Origin of the sequence: Shewanella marina JCM 15074 (genome assembly GCF_000614975.1) — a bacterium.
GTDB lineage: Bacteria > Pseudomonadota > Gammaproteobacteria > Enterobacterales > Shewanellaceae > Shewanella > Shewanella marina.
In genome coordinates, this window is sequence record NZ_BALM01000039.1 from 12,762 (window position 1) to 31,649 (window position 18,888).

The following is an 18,888-nucleotide window of genomic DNA, read 5'->3' on the forward strand; positions in this document are numbered from 1 at the left end:
CAGAGTTAAGATAGCATCTCTTAAATAAGAAATAGTTGGGATGACATCGATGCGATGAGCAACCAAAGAATAAGGATATTTTTAGGTGGCGCTATGTTAAATAATAAAACAGTGTTAATTACTGGTGGTACAGGCTCGTTTGGTAAGAAGTTTATTGAAACCATTTTAAGGCGCTATCCTAAGGTCAAAAAAGTGGTTATTTTTTCTCGAGATGAGTTAAAGCAATTTGAAATTAGGCAGCAATATCCAACTTCTGATTACCCGCAATTACGTTTTTTTATTGGAGATGTACGCGATTTAAATCGATTAATTCAAGCTTGTGAAGGTGTCGATGTGATTATTCATGCTGCTGCTATTAAGCAAGTCGATACCGCTGAATATAATCCTACAGAATGTATTCGCACTAATATAACTGGGGCTGAGAATGTCATTCAAGCAGCCCTACAATGTGGTGTAAAAGATGTAGTCGCCCTATCTACAGATAAAGCTTGTGCGCCAATTAATTTATATGGTGCGACCAAACTTGCTTCCGATAAGTTATTTACTGCGGCTAATAACATCCGTGGTTCGAAAGAGATTAAATTCAGTGTTGTGCGATACGGCAATGTACTAGGCTCACGTGTTCAGTAATCCCATTTTTCTTAAATAAGCGCAAAGATGGTATTTTACCTATAACTCACACTGACATGACACGTTTTAATATCTCTTTGCAAGACGGCGTGAATTTAGTGATGTTTGCTCTTGAACATCATCTTGGCGGCGAAATCTTTGTGCCTAAAATCCCGTCTTATAAAATCACTGATGTAGCGCAAGCCGTTGGTCCAGAGTGTGAAATATCCGTTATTGGTGTTCGCCCCGGAGAGAAGTTACATGAAGAGATGATTACGGATACTGATTCACTTAATACTATTGATTTAGGTGAGGTCTACGCCATTTTACCATCGGTGTCCTTTAATTATGTCGAGCAAGATTATTTGGCACATCATCAAGCTGAAAAAGTACCACAAGGGTTTAAATACAACTCCGGCACCAATACCCAATGGGAAACGATTGAAACCATTCGTGAGCAGATTATTGCTCATGTTGACAGTCAATTTACTGTGTGAGGTGATATGTGATCCCTTATGGCAAACAGAATATTAATCAGCAAGATATTGATGCTGTTGTGCAAGTACTGCAGTCTGACTTCTTAACCCAAGGTCCTCAGGTACCATTGTTTGAACAAGGGTTAATGCACTCCACAGGTGCTGAATATGCGCTAGCAGTTAATAGTGCTACATCGGCGTTGCATATTGCATGTTTAGCTCTTGAACTTGGCAAAGGTGACTGGTTATGGACTACGCCAATTACCTTTGTTGCATCGGCAAATTGTGCTCTGTATTGTGGTGCACAAGTGGATTTTGTCGATATAGATCCGAATACATATAATCTGTGTCCCGTTAAGCTGGAACAAAAACTCAAACAAGCTAAATTGCAGGGGACATTACCTAAAGTCGTTATCCCTGTGCATCTGTGTGGTCAGCCTTGTGATATGCAAGCTATACATGAGTTATCCGTTGAGTATGGTTTTCGCATTATTGAAGATGCCTCTCACGCCATTGGCGCATATTATCAAGGTCAGCCTGTTGGGAATTGCCAGTTTTCCGATATCACGGTATTTAGTTTTCATCCTGTAAAAATAGTGACTACGGCTGAAGGTGGTGCAGTGCTAACGAATCAGCCTGAACTCGCCGAAAAAATGGCATTACTTCGAAGTCATGGAATTACGCGAGATCCCGATCTAATGACTCATGAGGCTGATGGTGATTGGTACTATCAACAGGTGGAGTTAGGTTTTAATTATCGAATGACCGAATTACAGGCCGCGTTAGGTGTCTCACAATTACAACGTTTGTCGACATTTATTAAGCAACGACAACAACTCGCTATACGTTATTTAAGTTGTCTTGAGTCATTACCTATACAATTGCCAAGCCAATCAGCATTATCAAAATCAGCTTGGCATCTGTTTGTTATTCGTTTGCAATTACCTCAAATAGTATTGAGCCAAAAGCAGGTATTTAGTCGACTGAGATCTGCGGGGATTGGCGTTAATCTACATTATATTCCTGTTCATACTCAGCCGTATTATCAGATGCTAGGGTTTAAACAAGGGGATTTCCCCTTGGCTGAGCAATATTATCTAGAGGCTATTTCACTGCCTTTGTATCATGGTATGAGTGAACAACAACAAGATGAAGTGATTGCACAGTTAGCGCAAATCTTGGAGATGCAATTGTGAATATTGCCATTATTCCTGCGCGAGGCGGCAGTAAACGTATCCCACGTAAAAATATTAAGCTATTTCACGGTAAACCGTTAATCGCTTATTCAATTGAAGCGGCTAAACAATCAGGTTGTTTCGAGCGAATTATGGTATCGACAGATGACCCTGAGATTGCCGAAGTTGCTAGGTCTTACGGTGCTGAGGTACCTTTTATTCGGCCTGAAAATATTGCTGATGATTATGCGACTACGATGGATGTGATACAACATACTCTTTCTTGGTGTGATGCCGCAGGTATTGATGTGGATTCTGTTTGCTGTATTTATGCTACTGCGCCATTACTACAAGCACATTTTTTACAGCAGGGCTTAACTATTTTACAACAAGAAGCTGTTGATTATGTTTTTAGTGCCACCAGTTTCTCTTTCCCTATACAACGCGCGATAACCATAGATAAACAACAAGGTATAGCCATGTTTTCTCCTGAACATGCAAATACACGATCGCAGGATTTAGTCGAGGCATTTCATGATGCGGGTCAATTTTATTGGGGACGCGTTGATGCGTTTGCGAATGCTCGGCCTATTTTTGACCGTCGCTCTAAAGCCGTTATTTTGCCGCGTAAATATGTACAGGATATTGATACTCTAGAAGATTGGGCGTTAGCTGAGGCCATGTTTCAAGTAATAGCATCGCAATCATGAGAATTGCATTTAGGGTAGATGCATCGACTGAGATCGGTACTGGGCATGTGATGCGTTGTTTAGTATTGGCGCAGGTATTAGCTAAGTTAGGTTGCCACGTTGTTTTTATCGTAAAGATGCATCAAGGTCATTTGAATGACTATATTATGGCTCAGGGGTTTAGTGTTTATGGTATGTCGGTAGATGATGATTACTTAGGTCAAGGCTATTTGGCTTGGCTTGGTTCAAGTCAGCAAGATGATGCCATGCAATTTGTTGATTTAGCATTGAAGTTAGCATTAGATGTTGTGGTTGTTGATCACTATGCGATTGATCGTTTGTGGCAGCGTCAGGTCTCGCAAGTATTGGATGTAAAACTAGTGATTATTGACGATCTAGCTAATCGATATCATGATTGTGATGTATTACTTGATCAAAACTTATGGCCAAATCCACAATTACGCTATCGACAGTGGCTCTGCAGAGAGACTATGCAGCTCATTGGTCCGAAGTATGCTTTATTACGAGCCTCTTTTCAGCAATTACGGGCCAATGCTCCTGATAAGCAAAATAAAGTGATTGCCTTTTTTGGCGGCACAGATCCTACAGGAGAGTGCTTAAAGCTTTTACGGGCGGCAGCTACGTTTATTGATTTACCTTTTAAATTAGTAGTTGTTACTGGCGTGGTAGTTCATTGGATATGACTAAGGTAAGTGAGTTTCAACAGCCATTTATTGCTTGTTATAGCTGCTTAACTGAGTTTGATACCGAGCTAGCAACTGCAAAATATGGCATTGGTGCTGCAGGAAGTACGACATGGGAGCGTTTTTGCCTTAATGTGCCAAGTTCTTTAGTTGTTGTTGCTGATAATCAAAAAGCTTCTGCAAATTACTTAGCTCAGCAGGGGTTAATAACGTTTCTTGGTGAGGCTCAAGATATTACTACAGTAACCTACCAACAAGAGTTAATCCGTCTGTGTAAAGAGTGGTCGACAATTTCTCTATCAAAAGGTTATGACGTGGATGGGTTAGGTGCCAAGCGAGTTGCTGAAACAATTTTATTATTGCGATAAATTGGGTATTTCAAAGGAGATGAAATGAATGATATTGACTTTGGATTAAGGTTAGCGACGACTCAAGATATTGCTTTAGTTTATCAATGGCAGTGTCACCCTAATACACGTCGTTTTGCGTTGACGGCGGATATTCCTCGTTGGCCTGAACATCTCAGCTGGATGCGACAAAAGTTACAGAGTGAGACTGATTATTTTTATATTATTGAAGCTTTGACTTGCGCAGTTGGGGTGGTGAGATTAGACCATATTGAAGCAATGTACTATTTAGTCTCTATTTATATCGACCCTATGCAGTATGGTAAAGGCTATGCACTAAAAGCTTTAACTACTTTGGAGAGGTTATTCCCTGAATTTACCTTAAAAGCAGAGGTGCTAGCAGAGAATACTGCATCACAACAATTATTTATGAAAGCTAACTTTATAAAGGAATCGGAACAAAGTTTTATTCGAGAGCCAATAAATAAGGGAATATAGTGAAGTATATCGAAATTGATGGTCGTAAAATTGGCCCTGATTATCCACCCTATATTATTGCTGAACTATCAGCGAATCATAATGGTGATTTAAATCGAGCGTTGCAGATTATTGAATTAGCGAAGGCTGCTGGCGCTGATGCAATAAAGCTACAAACTTATACACATAAGACGATTACGCTTGATTGCGATACTGATGAGTTTCAAATTAAAGGTGGGTTATGGGATGGACAATCACTTTATCAGTTATATCAACAAGCCCATATGCCTTGGGAATGGCATCAGCCGTTATTTGAAAAAGCCAAACAAGTTGGGATAACAATATTTAGTTCACCTTTTGATTTTACTGCAGTTGATTTACTTGAAGAGCTAGACGCTCCTGCTTATAAAATCGCTTCATTTGAGTTAGTGGATCACGGCTTAATTGCACGGGTAGCGCAAACCGGCAAGCCAATGATCATGTCTACAGGTATGGCGAATGAGCTTGAGATTAAAGAGGCAATTGATGTTGCTTATGAAAATGGCTGTGAACAGCTAGTGATATTGCATTGCGTCAGTGGTTATCCAGCACCTGCAGCACAATATAATCTACGTACTATTGCTGATATGGCACAGCGTTTTGAGGTCTTAACAGGGCTTTCAGATCACACTATCGATAATGCGACTGCAGTTGCATCCGTGGTCTTGGGGGCGAACGTTATTGAGAAACATGTAACCTTAGATCGCAGTGCTGGTGGCCCGGATGATAGTTTTTCAATTGAACCTGATGAATTAAAGCGACTTTGCCAAGATGCAAAAACAGCATGGCAAGCTCTGGGGCAAGTGAATTACCATAAAACAGATGCTGAACTGGGAAATATTAAATTTAGACGCTCGCTATATGTGGTAAAAAAGATTAAACAAGGCGAAGTCTTAACGAACGATAATATTAAGAGCATTCGTCCCGGTTTTGGATTGGCTCCAAAATATTTAAATCAAGTTATTGGTCAGGTCGCTTTGACTGATATTGGCTATGGTACAGCTTTAAATTGGTCGCATATATCTACTTCTACTGTGCCAGAATAACAGCAGCAATTACGCTTGGATCTGAATAACATCAAAATGGGGGTTAGTTTCAATAGCCCTCATGGTTTTTATCTGCTCAAGCGCCACTTCATGGGCCTCACCGTTAACACCTAAAATTAAATATTCCTGCTTAGCGCCAGCAACGGTTTTAGTGATGGTCGTGTTGGCGATGCCTTCTATTTTACTGCCGTCGAGTAAGCTTAATTCAATATGGAGTCGATATAAGCAGGCTATCTCAATATAGTCATGTCTGTCACAGCTAATCATCTTGTGTTCCTGTATTTGATATTATTCGATTAAATTACGCTTATTTCAGTGAGATGCAAGTGTGAGCTTGTTCAAGCTAGTGGATTTAAACATGTGAGCTAGTAGTTATTTTGGTGATTTATCTTGGCAGTAGATGATTATATTAGGAATAGATCACAAAACAGATAACTCAATTGAACTGATAATTATCCGCATTATCAAACTGTCTATATGTATATCTGTGAATCATTTAGGATAAGAGGCCGTATATGAAAAAATTACTGTTTGCGTCAATGTTAGTATTTTCTCCAATAATCCATGCGGCGAATGTTCCTGAACCTTTACAACAAATTCGGGCAGTGCAGCAAAACGATAATCGAGTCATTACCTCTGGTTTACCAACACCAGAACAAATTAAAAAATTAGCGGAATCAGGTGTGAATGTGGTGATTAACCTGATGCCAAATGCGACCAATAAAGAATATAACAATGAGGCACAGTTGGTGCAGCAAGCGGGTATGGAGTACATCTATATTCCGGTAGATTGGCAGAATCCAACCCTAGAAAATGTGAATCAGTTCTTTGATGCGATGCAGACTCATCAAGGCAAGAATATCCTTATTCACTGTTTAGCAAATTACCGTGCGTCAGCGTTTTATCATCTTTATGAGGTGACTCAATTGGGGAAAAACCCATTATCGAGTATGCAAAAGACCATGCAACCATGGGGTGATTTGAACCAAAGCTTAAAACAGTATCCACAATGGCAGCAGCTGATTGAGCAGGTTAAACAGCGTTATAATTAACGCAGATATCTGATGATTTAATATTATTCAGTGGTGATTGAGGGCCTTAACTTTTGTGTTAAGGCTTTTTTTCGCTAATAACTAACTGATACATTTTGTCTCAGTTAAAAGGTAAATGTTAATCTGATCACTTTATTTAATCTATAAATCCATATAATTCACTGAATCTAAATCAGTTTACTTAACGTTAGATAATAACCAATTCTTTAATCTAATAGGATATTTCAGTGAAAAGCATCTTTTTCTTCGATTCAATGTTAACCCCAAAAATCATTACATTTGTATATTGGTTATTATTATTGGCTTCGGTGATTGGCGGCGTTACAGCAATGTTTGCCGGTTATGAAGGTTTGACTTTTGGGTCATTTGTTTATGGTATTGCGATTGCACTAGCGTCTGCTGTGGGCGCACGTATCTGGTGTGAATTAATGATCGTATTATTTAAGATTAACGATAATCTTAAAGCGATTGCTGATAAGCATAACGATTAATCATATTCAGATATCTTGAGTATTACTCATTAATACTCAAGATATGATTGACCCGTAAATATTCACTAATTGCCAGTTTATCAGCTTCTAGTTGCGCCGAGTCAGGCGTTAATGGATACCAATTCACACTGTCTGCTTCTAATGATTTAATCTCGCCTTGCCACTGATTCACCACGTAATAATGCAGCAATTGCAGTTCACCACTAGGGTGATAGAGCGAACATAAGTAATGCTGCTGGGTTATCTCAATGTCCAGCTCTTCTTTGACTTCTCGTCTCAATGCAGTGATATGACATTCATCGGTTTCAATATGTCCGCCAGGAATCGCGATTGCGCCCGCATCGGTTGCTTTGTTCAGGCTGCGATGCTCCAACAAAATACAATTGTCTTTGACGATAATAAATGACACGCATGGATGTATTAGCATCTTGTTCCCTTGGCTAGTAGTCGTAATCTGTAGATATTCAACACTATCATTAAAAAGCTTGAAAAAAATAGGGAGAACGCTGAAATCACTTAATCGAGCAGGAATCCGTATGTTTTGATGGTTATTTGGTGTGTGATTGTTTATTTTTTGATAACGTTACCGCCAAATAAATATAACAACAAAAAATAACAACAAAAGGATATGGATTATCATGAAATTACGTCAATCCGTGATGGCTTGTATATTAGCATTAGGCAGTCACTCAGTTTATGCGAGTACTGCTGACGCTAATGAAGTTCGTGGTTACTTTCGCTCCCCTGCATTGCATCAACAAACGCTAATTTTTACTGCTGAAGGTGATTTATGGAAACAGTCTCTCTCCAGTGCCCAAGCATCAAGATTGACCAGTTTGCCAGCGTTAGAAACTGGTGCGGCCATTTCCGCAGATGGTAACTGGATTGCATTTGAAGCTAATTATGATGGCACGACAGAAGTTTATGTGATGCCAATGGCAGGTGGTGAAGCCAAGCGTGTTAGCTTTGAACATGCACAAGTGAAAGTGCAAGGTTGGACCCCAGACGGCCAAGTACTCTATGCCAGCAATAATGGCGTTGGCCCATCAAATTGGGTGCTACGCAGTGTTGATCCTATTAGTTTAACCAGCCGTGATATTGCCCTTGCTGATGCCAATGAAGGTGTGGTGAGTGCGGACGGCGAAACCATTTTCTTTAGTCGCTTTGGTTTACAAGTGACAGGCGATAATAGTCGGGTTTACCGTGGTGGTACTAAAGGGCAATTATGGCGTTATGATTTAGCCACTAATCAAGAAGCGCAGCAATTAGCCAATGATCACCAAGGCTCGATGCGTCAGCCTATGCTATGGCAACAACGATTGTATTTTATTAGCGACCAGAGTGGTGCTGATAATATCTGGTCAATGACCACTGCAGGCAAGGATCTCAAGCAACATACTCAATATCAAGATTGGGCAATTAGCAGTGCACGTATGGACAATGGCCGCATTGTTTACCAGCTTGGCGCCGATATTCATCTATTAGACTTAGCCAGCAATAATGCGATGCAGGCTAATATTGCACTGCTGTCTGACTTTGCACAAACTCGGCCTAAATGGGTCAATCAGCCATTGGATTATGCAACGTCGGTTAATTTATCAAGCCAAGGCGATAAAGCCGTGATTACGGCGCGCAGTAAAGTGGCGGTCGTTGGCCATGATGGCTCTCGCTTAGTCGAAATTGCTTCTCCGACAGACAGTCGTTTACGCAGCGCAGTATTAAGTACTGATGGCAAGTGGGTTTATGCCATTAGTGATGCCAGTGGCGAGCAGGAAATTTGGCAGTTTGCGGCTGATGGACGTCAACAGGCGAAGCAGTTAACGAAAAACGGCAATAGCTTGCGGATGAATTTACACCTGTCACCTGATGGTCGTTACTTGGCCCATGATGATTATGTAGGCAATGTGTGGTTATTTGATTTAACCAAGAACAGCAATAAATTACTGGTCAAAAATGGCGAAGGCCTAGGGCCGTATCAAGATGTAGTGTGGTCGTCCAATAGCCAATATATCGCGTTAACGAAAGCAGAACTTGGTAAACAGCGACCGCAAATAGTTTTAGTGTCAGTTACCGATAATAAACAACAAAGTTTAACGACGGATAAGTATGAGTCATTCTCGCCAAGTTTTAGTCCTGATGGTCATTGGCTTTACTTCTTATCAAATCGTCACTTTAAAGCAACGCCGTCATCGCCTTGGGGCGATCGTAATATGGGACCGGTATTTGATAATCGTACTCAAGTTTTTGCATTAGCATTAACTAACCAAGCGCAATTCCCATTTCAAGCGCCAAATGAGCTATTAACTCAAGCTGAAGTTAAGGACGCGACCGAGGTTGATTGGCACAATGTAAACCAACGCTTATGGCAGGTGCCATTAGCTCCGGCCAATTACAGTCAGCTGTCAGTGACCGATAAAGCGCTCTATTTATTAGATACTCAAGCTAAAAAAACGGCATTGAAAGTGGTTGAAATTAGCCCGCAAGGCGTTAAGGCTGAGCTGGTTGCTGATGATATCAGTGATTATCAACTATCGGATAAGAATGACAAAATGTTGCTGCGTAAGCAGTCAAAACCGAGTGAGTTATTGATTATTGCCACCGCCAATAAGCTGCCTGCCGATTTAAGTGAGGCCAAGGTCAATACTGAGCAGTGGCAATTGCTGTTAGATCCAAAACAAGAATGGCAACAGATGTTTGAAGATGCGTGGTTGATGCATCGAGATTCGTTTTTTGATGCCAATATGCGCGGCTTAGATTGGCAGGCTGTTAAAGCTAAATATCAGCCATTGGTGGATCGTGTTACTGATAGACATGAGTTAAACGATCTATTTAAACAGATGATGGGCGAGCTTAACTCGTTACATAGCCAAGTGCGTGGTGGCGATCTTGCTAAAGATATCAATCAAGCTAAAGCTGCCAGTTTAGGGGCGCGGCTAGTGCAAACATCAGCGGGTGTACAGGTCGCACATATTTATCAGTATGACAGTGAGATCCCCGAGCAAGCTTCGCCGTTAGCTCATCCTGGTGTTAATGCCGAAAATGGTGATCTGATTATTGAACTCAATCGTAAGCCTGTGACTAACATTGCTGACGTTTACAATTTGCTGCGTAATCAACAGGGTAAGCAAGTGTTATTGACCCTTGAGCGTAACGGTGAAAAATTAGATACCATCGTTAAGCCTGTAAGCCCGAGTGTTGATAATAAGTTGAGTTATTTAGATTGGGTACAAAACAATCAAGATAAAGTGACCAAAGCAAGTGAGGGCAATATCGGTTATATCCATCTCTATGCCATGGGCGCGAATGATATTGCCAATTTTGCCCGTAATTTTTATACCAATTATGAAAAAGACGGCTTAATTATTGATGTTCGCCGTAATCGTGGCGGTAATATTGATAGCTGGATTATTGAAAAGCTACTTCGAAAAGCATGGGCATTTTGGCAACCAACCCGAGGTACGGCTTATACCAACATGCAACAAACTTTCCGCGGTCATTTAGTGGTGTTAACTGATCAAGTGACCTACTCAGATGGTGAAACGTTTGCAGCTGGGGTAAAAGCATTAGGGTTAGCACCATTAATTGGTAAACAGACAGCTGGCGCTGGCGTATGGCTTTCTGGACGTAATTCCTTAACGGATAAAGGGATGGCACGAGTGGCCGAATTCCCACAATATGCAATGGATGGCCGCTGGATAGTAGAAGGTCGCGGTGTCAGTCCAGATATTGAGGTAGATAATTTACCGCATGCTACCTATATGGGACAAGATGCCCAATTGCAACGTGCTATCAGCTATTTACAAGATGAATTACAACAAGCGCCGATACCCAAGTTAATAAAACAACCGATGACAGCGCCAATTGCTGATGATGTTAAATAAGACTCAGAGATTTATTATTCGATAGAGCTGAAGTTTAATAATGGCCGACTTAATTAGTCGGCTATTTTATTCGTTAATATAAGTATCTATTACGTAGTAAATTTATTTCTTATGCTACATTAATTTGTATTCACTTAATTAATAAAAGCTAATGCTAATTGTGCTTTTTATCACAGTTAATAAATTAATTAAAACAGTTTTACATATTGAGTTGATTAATAATCCATTTTAAAACAGTTGGTTATCTATAGTTTATTATGGCTAATGCAAGCTTGAGGCTAATTGTTGTGCAATAAACATAATGCTAAAATCATGTGGTAATAAAATTACGTTTAATAATCTATAGCTTTGGTCATTTATATGGCGACAAGGCTGACTTCGTTATGCTCATTATGGTTGGTGATACAAAACTATAGGTTATTTTATTTTTATATTTAAGTTCTATTTATTTGGGAATATCTAAGTTAATGCAAAAACAAGCCAATATTGTGATTGTCGGCGGCGGCGCTGGTGGTATGGAGATCGCAACTAAACTGGGTAAAAAAGTCGGTAAAAAAGGGTTAGCGAAAGTGACCTTGATTGATCGTGCCAGTTACCATATTTGGAAGCCGTTATTGCATGAAGTTGCAACAGGTGCATTAGATACGGGGACTGATGCGTTAAATTACCGTAGCCATGCGGCGGGTAATGGCTATCACTTTCAACAAGGTGCAATGATTGGTCTTGATCGTGAGAATAAGCAAGTGGTGCTTGCTCCAATCAATGATGACAATGGTCGAGAGTTATTACCAGAGCGCAAAATTGATTACGATTACCTTGTGATTGCGATTGGTAGTATTGCTAATGACTTTGGTATTGAAGGTGTAAAAGAGCATTGCGTATTCCTTGATAGTACTGAAGATGCGATGGCAATTCGTGAGCGTTTACTGAATAAGTTTATGCGTTATGCGAGCAACGATCAGTTAGAAGATCAAATTAAAATTGCTGTGGTTGGTGCGGGTGCAACTGGGGTTGAGATGTCAGCTGAAATGCATCACGCAGTACAGCAGCTACGTGGCTTTGGTTATAAGATTGATGCCAGCCTACTTGATGTTACCCTAATTGAAGCTGACGACCGTATTTTACCGAAAGTTGAAAAGCCTAAAATTTCAGAATCGGTTGCACGCGAGCTGACAAAAATTGGCGTTAATGTGATGACTAATACACGTATTGTCAAAGTCGACAAAGCGGGGTTAACCACTGACGACGGTACCGTTATTCCATCTGATATGGTGATCTGGTCAACAGGCATTAAAGCGCCAGATTTTCTGAATAATATTGGTGGCTTAGAAAGCAATCGTATTAATCAGGTGATGGTGAAGCAGAATATGCAAACCACGTTAGATGATCATATTTTTGCAATTGGTGATTGTGCAGCTTGCCCACAACCTAATGGTGAATGGGTGCCGCCACGTGGTCAATCTGCCCGTCAAACGGCATTGATGACGGCTGATAATATTATGTTGATGCTAAAAGGCGAAGCGCCAAAGCATAACTATGTTTATAAAGATTTAGGTTCATTGGTAAATTTATCAAAGTTCCATACTGTCGGTAATTTGATGTCATTTATGGGCGGTGGTGTCCGTGTTGAAGGTCGAATTGCGCGCTTGGTATATACCTCACTATACCGTCGTCACTTAATTGAAATTCACGGTGTATTCAGAGGTACGTTGTTAATGTTAGCTAAGGGTATTGGTCGCATTATTCACCCGCATTTAAAGCTACATTAATTACACTTTCGTCGATTATAAAACTCAACGGAGCTTGCGGATGCAGCTCCGTTTTTTTATGCGTTATTGTTAGCACAGAACGGATAAATACTAGGGGGTAAGCTTAAAATAAGAGTACGATGAATAAAATAATCTAGTTGGCACAATATGATGAACTTACCAACGACTCCGCAATTACCTCAAGTTGTTTATAGCGCTAAACAAGTGTTGGCAAATGAATTAATGGCAGCGACTCAAGCGCAACTGAGCTTATCTGAGCTCATGAATCGCGCGGGAATGGCTGTATTTCAGTTATTAATGGATCTCTATGGTGATGATAAACGTTATCTAGTGCTGACGGGCAAGGGCAATAATGCCGGTGATGGTTTTGTGGTAGCGAGCGCCTTACTTAAAGTCGCGTCAGTGACGGTGCATTGCGTTGAAGATCCGTTATTACTGCAAGGTGATGCCCTTGCAGCATTTACGCATTATCAACAGCAAGGTGGCAGTTACAGTGTACACGTACCCATATTAACGGATTACGACGTTATTATTGATGCACTGTTTGGTGCGGGTTTCCATGGTCAATTACCAAGCCATTATCAGCAGCTAATTGAGAAAGTTAATCAAGCGAGCGTGAAGCGGCTGAGCATTGATGTGCCATCAGGTGTGAACGCCAATACTGGGGAAGTCTCCGCTGGTGCATTTTGTGCGGATGCTTGTTTAAGTTTTATTGGTTTGAAAGCGGGATTATTAACAGGTAAAGCACGTCAATATGTAGGGCAACTCTATTTTGATGGGCTAGGTGTTGATCAGCATTTTAATCAATTAGTCAGCCCGTTGGCCGAGTATATGAGTGCGCAGCAATTATTAGTGCTGAGGCCACAACGGCAACTGGCGAGTTATAAAAATCAGTGTGGTCATTTATTGGTTATTGGCGGCGGTCAAGGCATGGGCGGTGCAGCTAGATTAGCGGCAGAGGCAGGTTTGCGTGCTGGTGCAGGCTTAGTGACGGTGGCAACTCATCCAGATAACGTACAAGCAGTACTACAAGGCCGTTATGAATTAATGGTACACGGTATTAGCCAAGTGACTCAGCTTGATGAGCTGATCAGTCGCGCGACTTGTATTGTATTAGGGCCGGGGCTTGGGCAATCAATATGGGCCAAATCTATTTTTGAACATGTATTAATGGCTAATCAATTGCCGATGGTTATTGATGCTGATGCACTTAATCTATTAGCGCAAACACCAACACCATTTGATTTATCTAAGGCGGTGTTAACGCCGCACAGTGGCGAGGCTGGGCGGTTACTTAATTGCAGTAATACCCAAATTGAACAAGACAGATTGGCGGCGATACAAGCATTAGTGAGCCAGTATCAAGCAACGATTGTATTAAAAGGGCCGGGTTCATTAATTGCTAATCAGCAGCAGCTTAATATCAATCATTCAGGCTGCGGCGCGATGGCAAGTGCGGGAATGGGCGATCTATTAACAGGCATTACAGGGGCGTTGATTGCTCAAGGATTGTCATTATTTGATGCCAGCTGTCTGGCGGTTTATATCCATGGTTTAGCGGGAGAAGAGGCTGCTAAAGAGGGGCAATTAGGCTTATTAGCAAGTGATCTATTATTACCGTTACGACGACTACTTGGGTAATTATTGTTGAGTTAATGCTTATATTAGGCATTATTAAATTGAGTGTATTATTTATATTTTAGCTAATATAAATAATATACTCGTTTATTAATCTGAGCTATATAATAAAGTGATAATTATATTATTTATGTCAATTATTTGGTTGGCATTTTACACTTGATATCTTTGTATTAACCTCGCTAGTTTGTTAAAAACAGCCATAATGCGTTAATTGTCTATAAAAATAAATAAAATAAAGGCTCAATGTTTTATTTATTGAAATGTATCAAACTATTGCATATTTATTTTGAGGCTCAAGTTTAGGCTAAGTAATACTGGAACATAATGATGAGTATTATTCCCCTACACTTGATGCGGCTCAAAGGAGACTGCAATGACAATACAATTTATCTTTATGCTAACTAAAGACGATAAAACCGTTGAAGATGCAGACGCGCATATTTTAACGGCAATATCTGCTGGGGTAAAACATATAGGATTTAAAAATATCGGTTTACCTGTTGAGCGGCTAAAGCAGCTTAATAATATGATTAGAGTCAATGGTGCAACCAGTTATTTAGAGGTCGTGTCGTTAAGCGAGGATAGTCAAGTTGAGTCAGCTAGAGTCGCCAAAAATATTGGCATTGATGTGTTACTTGGTGGCACTCATATTGATGCTATTTTAGCGGAGCTAATCGGTACGGATATTCAATTTTATCCGTTTCCAGGTGTGGTTGTGGGTCATCCTAGTGTATTGACTGGCTCCATTGATGAGATTATTACCAGTGCGCGGGATATCGCGGTAAAAGAGGGCGTAACGGGATTAGATCTATTAGCTTATCGCTTTAATGAGAATGTACCGCTATTAATGCAGAAAGTATGTCAGGCGACTGAAAAGCCAGTCATTATGGCTGGATCTATTTCTTCTCCGTCGCAAATTAATGCCTTAGTCAATGCCGGTGCGGCTGGTTTTACTATTGGTACTGCAGCCATAGATGGTAATTATGCTAGTCAAGAATTGCCTTTAGCCGCTCAGCTGCATCAAATCATTCGTGATACAGAGCAAGTGAAGTACTAATTTTATTGCTCAATCACTAGACAATAGCAGTAAGCCTGTTTTAACGTATTCGCCAACAACTAAAGGAAGGTGAATATAATGATAAAAAAGGTTCTAGCACTTTCAGTATTGGCTGCATTGGCAGGTTGTGCTGAAAAGTCTCATCATAGCGCAAGTGAAACCCAATTAATGACCTCGACAAGTAATTCAATCATATACCCTATTAGTCAACAGCAAAAAGTCATCGATACCTATTTTGGGACTGAAGTAGCGGATCCATACCGCTGGTTAGAAGATGATATGAGCGCAGAAACCGCAGCATGGGTAACCGCTCAAAATCAAGTGACTGAAAATTATTTAGCGCAGATCCCATACTTAGATAAGCTCAAAAAAAGCCTAACTAAATTAATGAATTATGAAAAAGTAGGGGCGCCGTTTAATGAAGGTAAATACCGCTATTTTTATAAAAATGATGGCCTTCAAAATCAATACGTAGTGTATCGTCAATTGGGCGATAACGCGCCTGAAGTCTTTTTAGACCCGAATAAATTTAGTGAAGATGGCACCACCTCATTAGCGGGATTGAGCTTTTCTAAAGATGGAAGCTTAGCCGCTTATCAAATATCAGAAGGTGGTAGTGATTGGCGTAAAGTGATCATTATCGATACTGAAACCCTAAAACCGATAGAAAAAACCTTAGTTGATATTAAGTTTAGTGGCCTTGAGTGGGTAGGAAATGATGGTTTCTTTTATTCAAGTTATGATAAACCCAAGGGCAGTGAGCTTTCTGCTAAAACGGATCAACATAAACTTTATTATCATAAGTTAGGGACTGCGCAGCAAGATGATAAAGTTATCTTTGGTGGCACTGATGCACAAAAGCATCGTTATGTAGGTGGTTCGGTGACTGATGACGGCCGTTATTTGCTCATTTCTGCCAGTGTATCAACCTCTGGCAATAAGCTTTATTTAAAAGACTTGAATACGCCTAATAGTCCATTGGTTGAGATTTTAGGCGATACTCATTCAGATACTTACTTAATTGATAATCAAGGTGATGAACTCTACTTTGTTACTAACTTAAATGCACCTAATAAGCGTGTTGTTAAAGTGAATGCAAAGCAGCCAACGCCAGAACATTGGGTTGATGTAATCCCTGAAACTGACAATGTGTTAAGTGTTGCAACGGCAGGCGGATATCTATTTGCTAGCTATATGGTCGATGCTATTTCTAAGGTTGAGCAGTATGACATGAAGGGTAAACTCATTCGTGAGATTAAATTACCCGGTGTCGGCACCGCATCAGGTTTTGATGGTAAGTCAAAAGATAAAACGGTTTATTACTCATTTACCAACTATAAAACACCCGGTACGATTTTCAGTTTAGATGTTGATTCAGGTAAAAGTGAAACTTACCGCAAATCAGCGGCTGATTTTAATCCCGATGAATACGACTCTAAGCAAGTATTCTACACCTCAAAAGATGGCACTAAAGTGCCGATGATTATTACCTACAAAAAAGGCATTAAGCTTGATGGCACTAATCCAACCATTTTATATGGTTATGGTGGCTTTAATATCAGCTTGACGCCAACGTTTAGCCCAACGCGAGCTGCGTGGTTAGAGCAAGGGGGAATTTATGCCGTTGCGAATCTACGTGGCGGTGGTGAATACGGTAAGGAGTGGCATAAAGCAGGCACTCAAATGCAAAAGCAAAATGTATTTGATGACTTTATTGCCGCTGCAGAATACCTAATTGATGAAGATTACACTTCAACAGGTAAGCTTGCCGTTAATGGTGGCTCTAATGGTGGTTTGTTGGTCGGCGCGGTAATGACTCAGCGACCAGAACTGTTTAAAGTGGCATTACCCGCGGTAGGCGTACTTGATATGTTGCGTTATCACACTTTTACGGCTGGTGCAGGTTGGGCGTATGACTATGGTACAGCTGAGCAAAGTAAAGAGATGTTTGAATATCTACTCAACTATTCACCGGTGCAAAATGTAAAAGCGGGTGTGCAATACCCCGCAACAATGGTGACAACGGGCGATCATGATGACCGCGTAGTACCAGCACATTCATTTAAATTTGCAGCCGAGTTACAAGCTAAGCAAACAGGTCCTAATCCAACATTGATTCGTATTGAAACTAATGCGGGTCATGGGGCTGGAACACCAACCAGTAAGATTATTGAGCAGTACGCAGATATCTACGGTTTTACCCTATTCAATATGGGTGTGAAACAGCTGTAGTAATAACAACGCCACTCATAAGATGAGTGGCGTTTTGTTTCTTGTTACTATTTTTTACGGGTGATTATTTTTTCGTTAAATCGCGATACGCCGCTGGAATATTTAAGCTTGGATGTACCCAATTAAATAATACATAACCAGAATATTCAGGCATTTTCACTTTTTCAACCGTTTGCTCTAAGGTTAATCCATCGTCAATTGCTTGTTGAACTTGCGTTTTAACAGCCTCAAGATATTGAATATGCCAAAGGATGTCTTTTCGTTGCATAACTGAGCCATGTCCAGGAACGATTTGGGCATCAATCGGTAAAAATGCATAAATACGTTTTAAGGTTGCTAAGGTTTCAATGAGATGACCATCTAATAACCAAGGTAGTGACGGTTTAACTGTAATGATTGGATTACCAGTCCATAACACTTTCGCTGATGGATCCCAAACAAACAAATCTCCTCCTGTTTGAGCAAAGCCAAAATCAATAATATCGACATTTCGGTCACCTAAATCTAAGGTAAGCTTGCTGTCTTTAGCGACCAGAATATCGCCAGTATCAGCGACAATCTCTTCAATACCTCGATTTTTTCCAAAATTATCAATCATAAATTGAGTATCTGCTTCAAAGTGTTGATCAATATAGTCTTTAGTGTGCTGGTGTTGGATAACTAAAGTAGATGTAGGCAGATACATATTGCCATAGGCATGGTCGCCATGAAAACTGGTATTGACCGCATAGATGATCGGTTTGTCTGTGGTTTGTTTGATGAATGCTCTTGCTTGCATATGTAATCGTTTATTGAGCATGGTATCAATCATAACGACGCCTTTATCTCCAACGATAAAGCCACCACTGGTTGCGAGTGGGATCCCTTGCTGCTCTAATGACTCGGAATTTTTTTGGTAATAGGCAAATACACCATCATTAAGTTTTTTAGTGACAAGCTCGACTTTATTACCATCCCAAATAGGTTCTTGAGCATAACTATTGATACTCATAAAAATACAGGCAGCAGATAATAGCCCTAAACTTGATAAGATCTTCATATAATATCCTTAATTCGTCTTTTAGTTGTTTATTGGGTAACGGGTAATTTAGATATTGCTAAGCTTGCAACCTATCATGAAGATAGTTTTGAAATATATATGGATAGAGATAACTCTCTGTTTCAATAAATAGAACAATCGAAGTTTTTATAAAGTAAAACAAA

The 18,888-nt window shown here is 40.3% G+C and carries 16 protein-coding genes and 1 pseudogene; 14 read left to right on the forward strand and 3 right to left on the reverse strand.

Going from position 1 to position 18,888, the window contains the following annotated elements:
- The first annotated feature begins 93 nt into the window (after positions 1-93).
- The 7 genes and pseudogenes from pseB to pseI all read left to right on the forward strand — a co-directional run bounded on the left by pseB (position 94) and on the right by pseI (position 5,562).
- A pseudogene (gene pseB, locus JCM15074_RS23090) lies at positions 94-1,106 on the forward strand (UDP-N-acetylglucosamine 4,6-dehydratase (inverting)).
- Between the two features lie 8 nt (positions 1,107-1,114).
- Positions 1,115-2,281, forward strand: coding sequence for a UDP-4-amino-4,6-dideoxy-N-acetyl-beta-L-altrosamine transaminase (gene pseC, locus JCM15074_RS18840; protein ID WP_025823321.1), 1,167 nt, complete (start codon positions 1,115-1,117; stop codon positions 2,279-2,281).
- Positions 2,278-2,970, forward strand: a complete 693-nt coding sequence (pseF, locus tag JCM15074_RS18845) for a pseudaminic acid cytidylyltransferase (RefSeq protein WP_025823323.1) — start codon at positions 2,278-2,280, stop codon at positions 2,968-2,970. The genes pseC and pseF overlap by 4 nt, the downstream gene beginning before the upstream one ends.
- On the forward strand, positions 2,967-3,653 hold the full coding sequence (gene pseG / locus JCM15074_RS23095; protein ID WP_051536962.1) for a UDP-2,4-diacetamido-2,4,6-trideoxy-beta-L-altropyranose hydrolase: 687 nt from the start codon (positions 2,967-2,969) through the stop codon (positions 3,651-3,653). Before pseF ends, pseG begins: the two co-directional genes overlap by 4 nt.
- A complete protein-coding gene (locus JCM15074_RS23850; RefSeq protein ID WP_051536963.1) occupies positions 3,650-4,021 on the forward strand; it encodes a hypothetical protein in 372 nt (123 codons plus the stop codon). The genes pseG and JCM15074_RS23850 overlap by 4 nt, the downstream gene beginning before the upstream one ends.
- A 24-nt stretch (positions 4,022-4,045) precedes the next feature.
- Positions 4,046-4,498, forward strand: coding sequence for a GNAT family N-acetyltransferase (locus JCM15074_RS18855; RefSeq protein ID WP_025823325.1), 453 nt, complete (start codon positions 4,046-4,048; stop codon positions 4,496-4,498).
- Complete coding sequence (pseI, locus tag JCM15074_RS18860; RefSeq protein ID WP_025823328.1) at positions 4,495-5,562, forward strand: pseudaminic acid synthase; 1,068 nt, start codon at positions 4,495-4,497, stop codon at positions 5,560-5,562. The genes JCM15074_RS18855 and pseI overlap by 4 nt, the downstream gene beginning before the upstream one ends.
- Positions 5,563-5,571: 9 nt before the next feature.
- Here the strand turns inward: pseI and JCM15074_RS18865 are convergent, their stop codons facing one another.
- Complete coding sequence (locus JCM15074_RS18865) at positions 5,572-5,829, reverse strand: Rho-binding antiterminator (protein ID WP_025823330.1); 258 nt, start codon at positions 5,827-5,829, stop codon at positions 5,572-5,574.
- A gap of 248 nt (positions 5,830-6,077) precedes the next feature.
- Here JCM15074_RS18865 and JCM15074_RS18870 point away from each other — a divergent pair, with 248 nt between their 5' ends.
- Positions 6,078-6,614, forward strand: coding sequence for a protein tyrosine phosphatase family protein (locus JCM15074_RS18870; RefSeq protein WP_025823332.1), 537 nt, complete (start codon positions 6,078-6,080; stop codon positions 6,612-6,614).
- Between the two features lie 227 nt (positions 6,615-6,841).
- The gene (locus JCM15074_RS18875) at positions 6,842-7,105 is read left to right on the forward strand and encodes a DUF4282 domain-containing protein (RefSeq protein ID WP_025823334.1); all 264 of its coding nucleotides are present in this window, start codon (positions 6,842-6,844) and stop codon (positions 7,103-7,105) included.
- 22 nt (positions 7,106-7,127) lie between these two features.
- On the opposite strand, the gene JCM15074_RS18880 is transcribed toward JCM15074_RS18875, so the two are convergent.
- Positions 7,128-7,532, reverse strand: coding sequence for an NUDIX hydrolase (locus JCM15074_RS18880; RefSeq protein WP_025823336.1), 405 nt, complete (start codon positions 7,530-7,532; stop codon positions 7,128-7,130).
- Between the two features lie 211 nt (positions 7,533-7,743).
- On the opposite strand from JCM15074_RS18880, the gene JCM15074_RS18885 reads away from it, so the two are divergent.
- From JCM15074_RS18885 to JCM15074_RS18905, 5 genes are all read left to right on the forward strand, one after another.
- Positions 7,744-10,986, forward strand: coding sequence for a S41 family peptidase (locus JCM15074_RS18885; protein WP_025823338.1), 3,243 nt, complete (start codon positions 7,744-7,746; stop codon positions 10,984-10,986).
- 467 nt (positions 10,987-11,453) lie between these two features.
- On the forward strand, positions 11,454-12,755 hold the full coding sequence (locus tag JCM15074_RS18890; protein ID WP_025823339.1) for an NAD(P)/FAD-dependent oxidoreductase: 1,302 nt from the start codon (positions 11,454-11,456) through the stop codon (positions 12,753-12,755).
- A gap of 147 nt (positions 12,756-12,902) precedes the next feature.
- Complete coding sequence (locus JCM15074_RS18895; RefSeq protein WP_234400290.1) at positions 12,903-14,396, forward strand: NAD(P)H-hydrate dehydratase; 1,494 nt, start codon at positions 12,903-12,905, stop codon at positions 14,394-14,396.
- Positions 14,397-14,769: 373 nt separating this feature from the next.
- A complete protein-coding gene (locus JCM15074_RS18900; protein WP_025823341.1) occupies positions 14,770-15,453 on the forward strand; it encodes a hypothetical protein in 684 nt (227 codons plus the stop codon).
- A gap of 78 nt (positions 15,454-15,531) precedes the next feature.
- Complete coding sequence (locus JCM15074_RS18905; RefSeq protein ID WP_025823342.1) at positions 15,532-17,685, forward strand: prolyl oligopeptidase family serine peptidase; 2,154 nt, start codon at positions 15,532-15,534, stop codon at positions 17,683-17,685.
- 64 nt (positions 17,686-17,749) lie between these two features.
- On the opposite strand, the gene JCM15074_RS18910 is transcribed toward JCM15074_RS18905, so the two are convergent.
- On the reverse strand, positions 17,750-18,724 hold the full coding sequence (locus JCM15074_RS18910; protein ID WP_025823343.1) for an MBL fold metallo-hydrolase: 975 nt from the start codon (positions 18,722-18,724) through the stop codon (positions 17,750-17,752).
- Between the last annotated feature and the right edge of the window lie 164 nt (positions 18,725-18,888).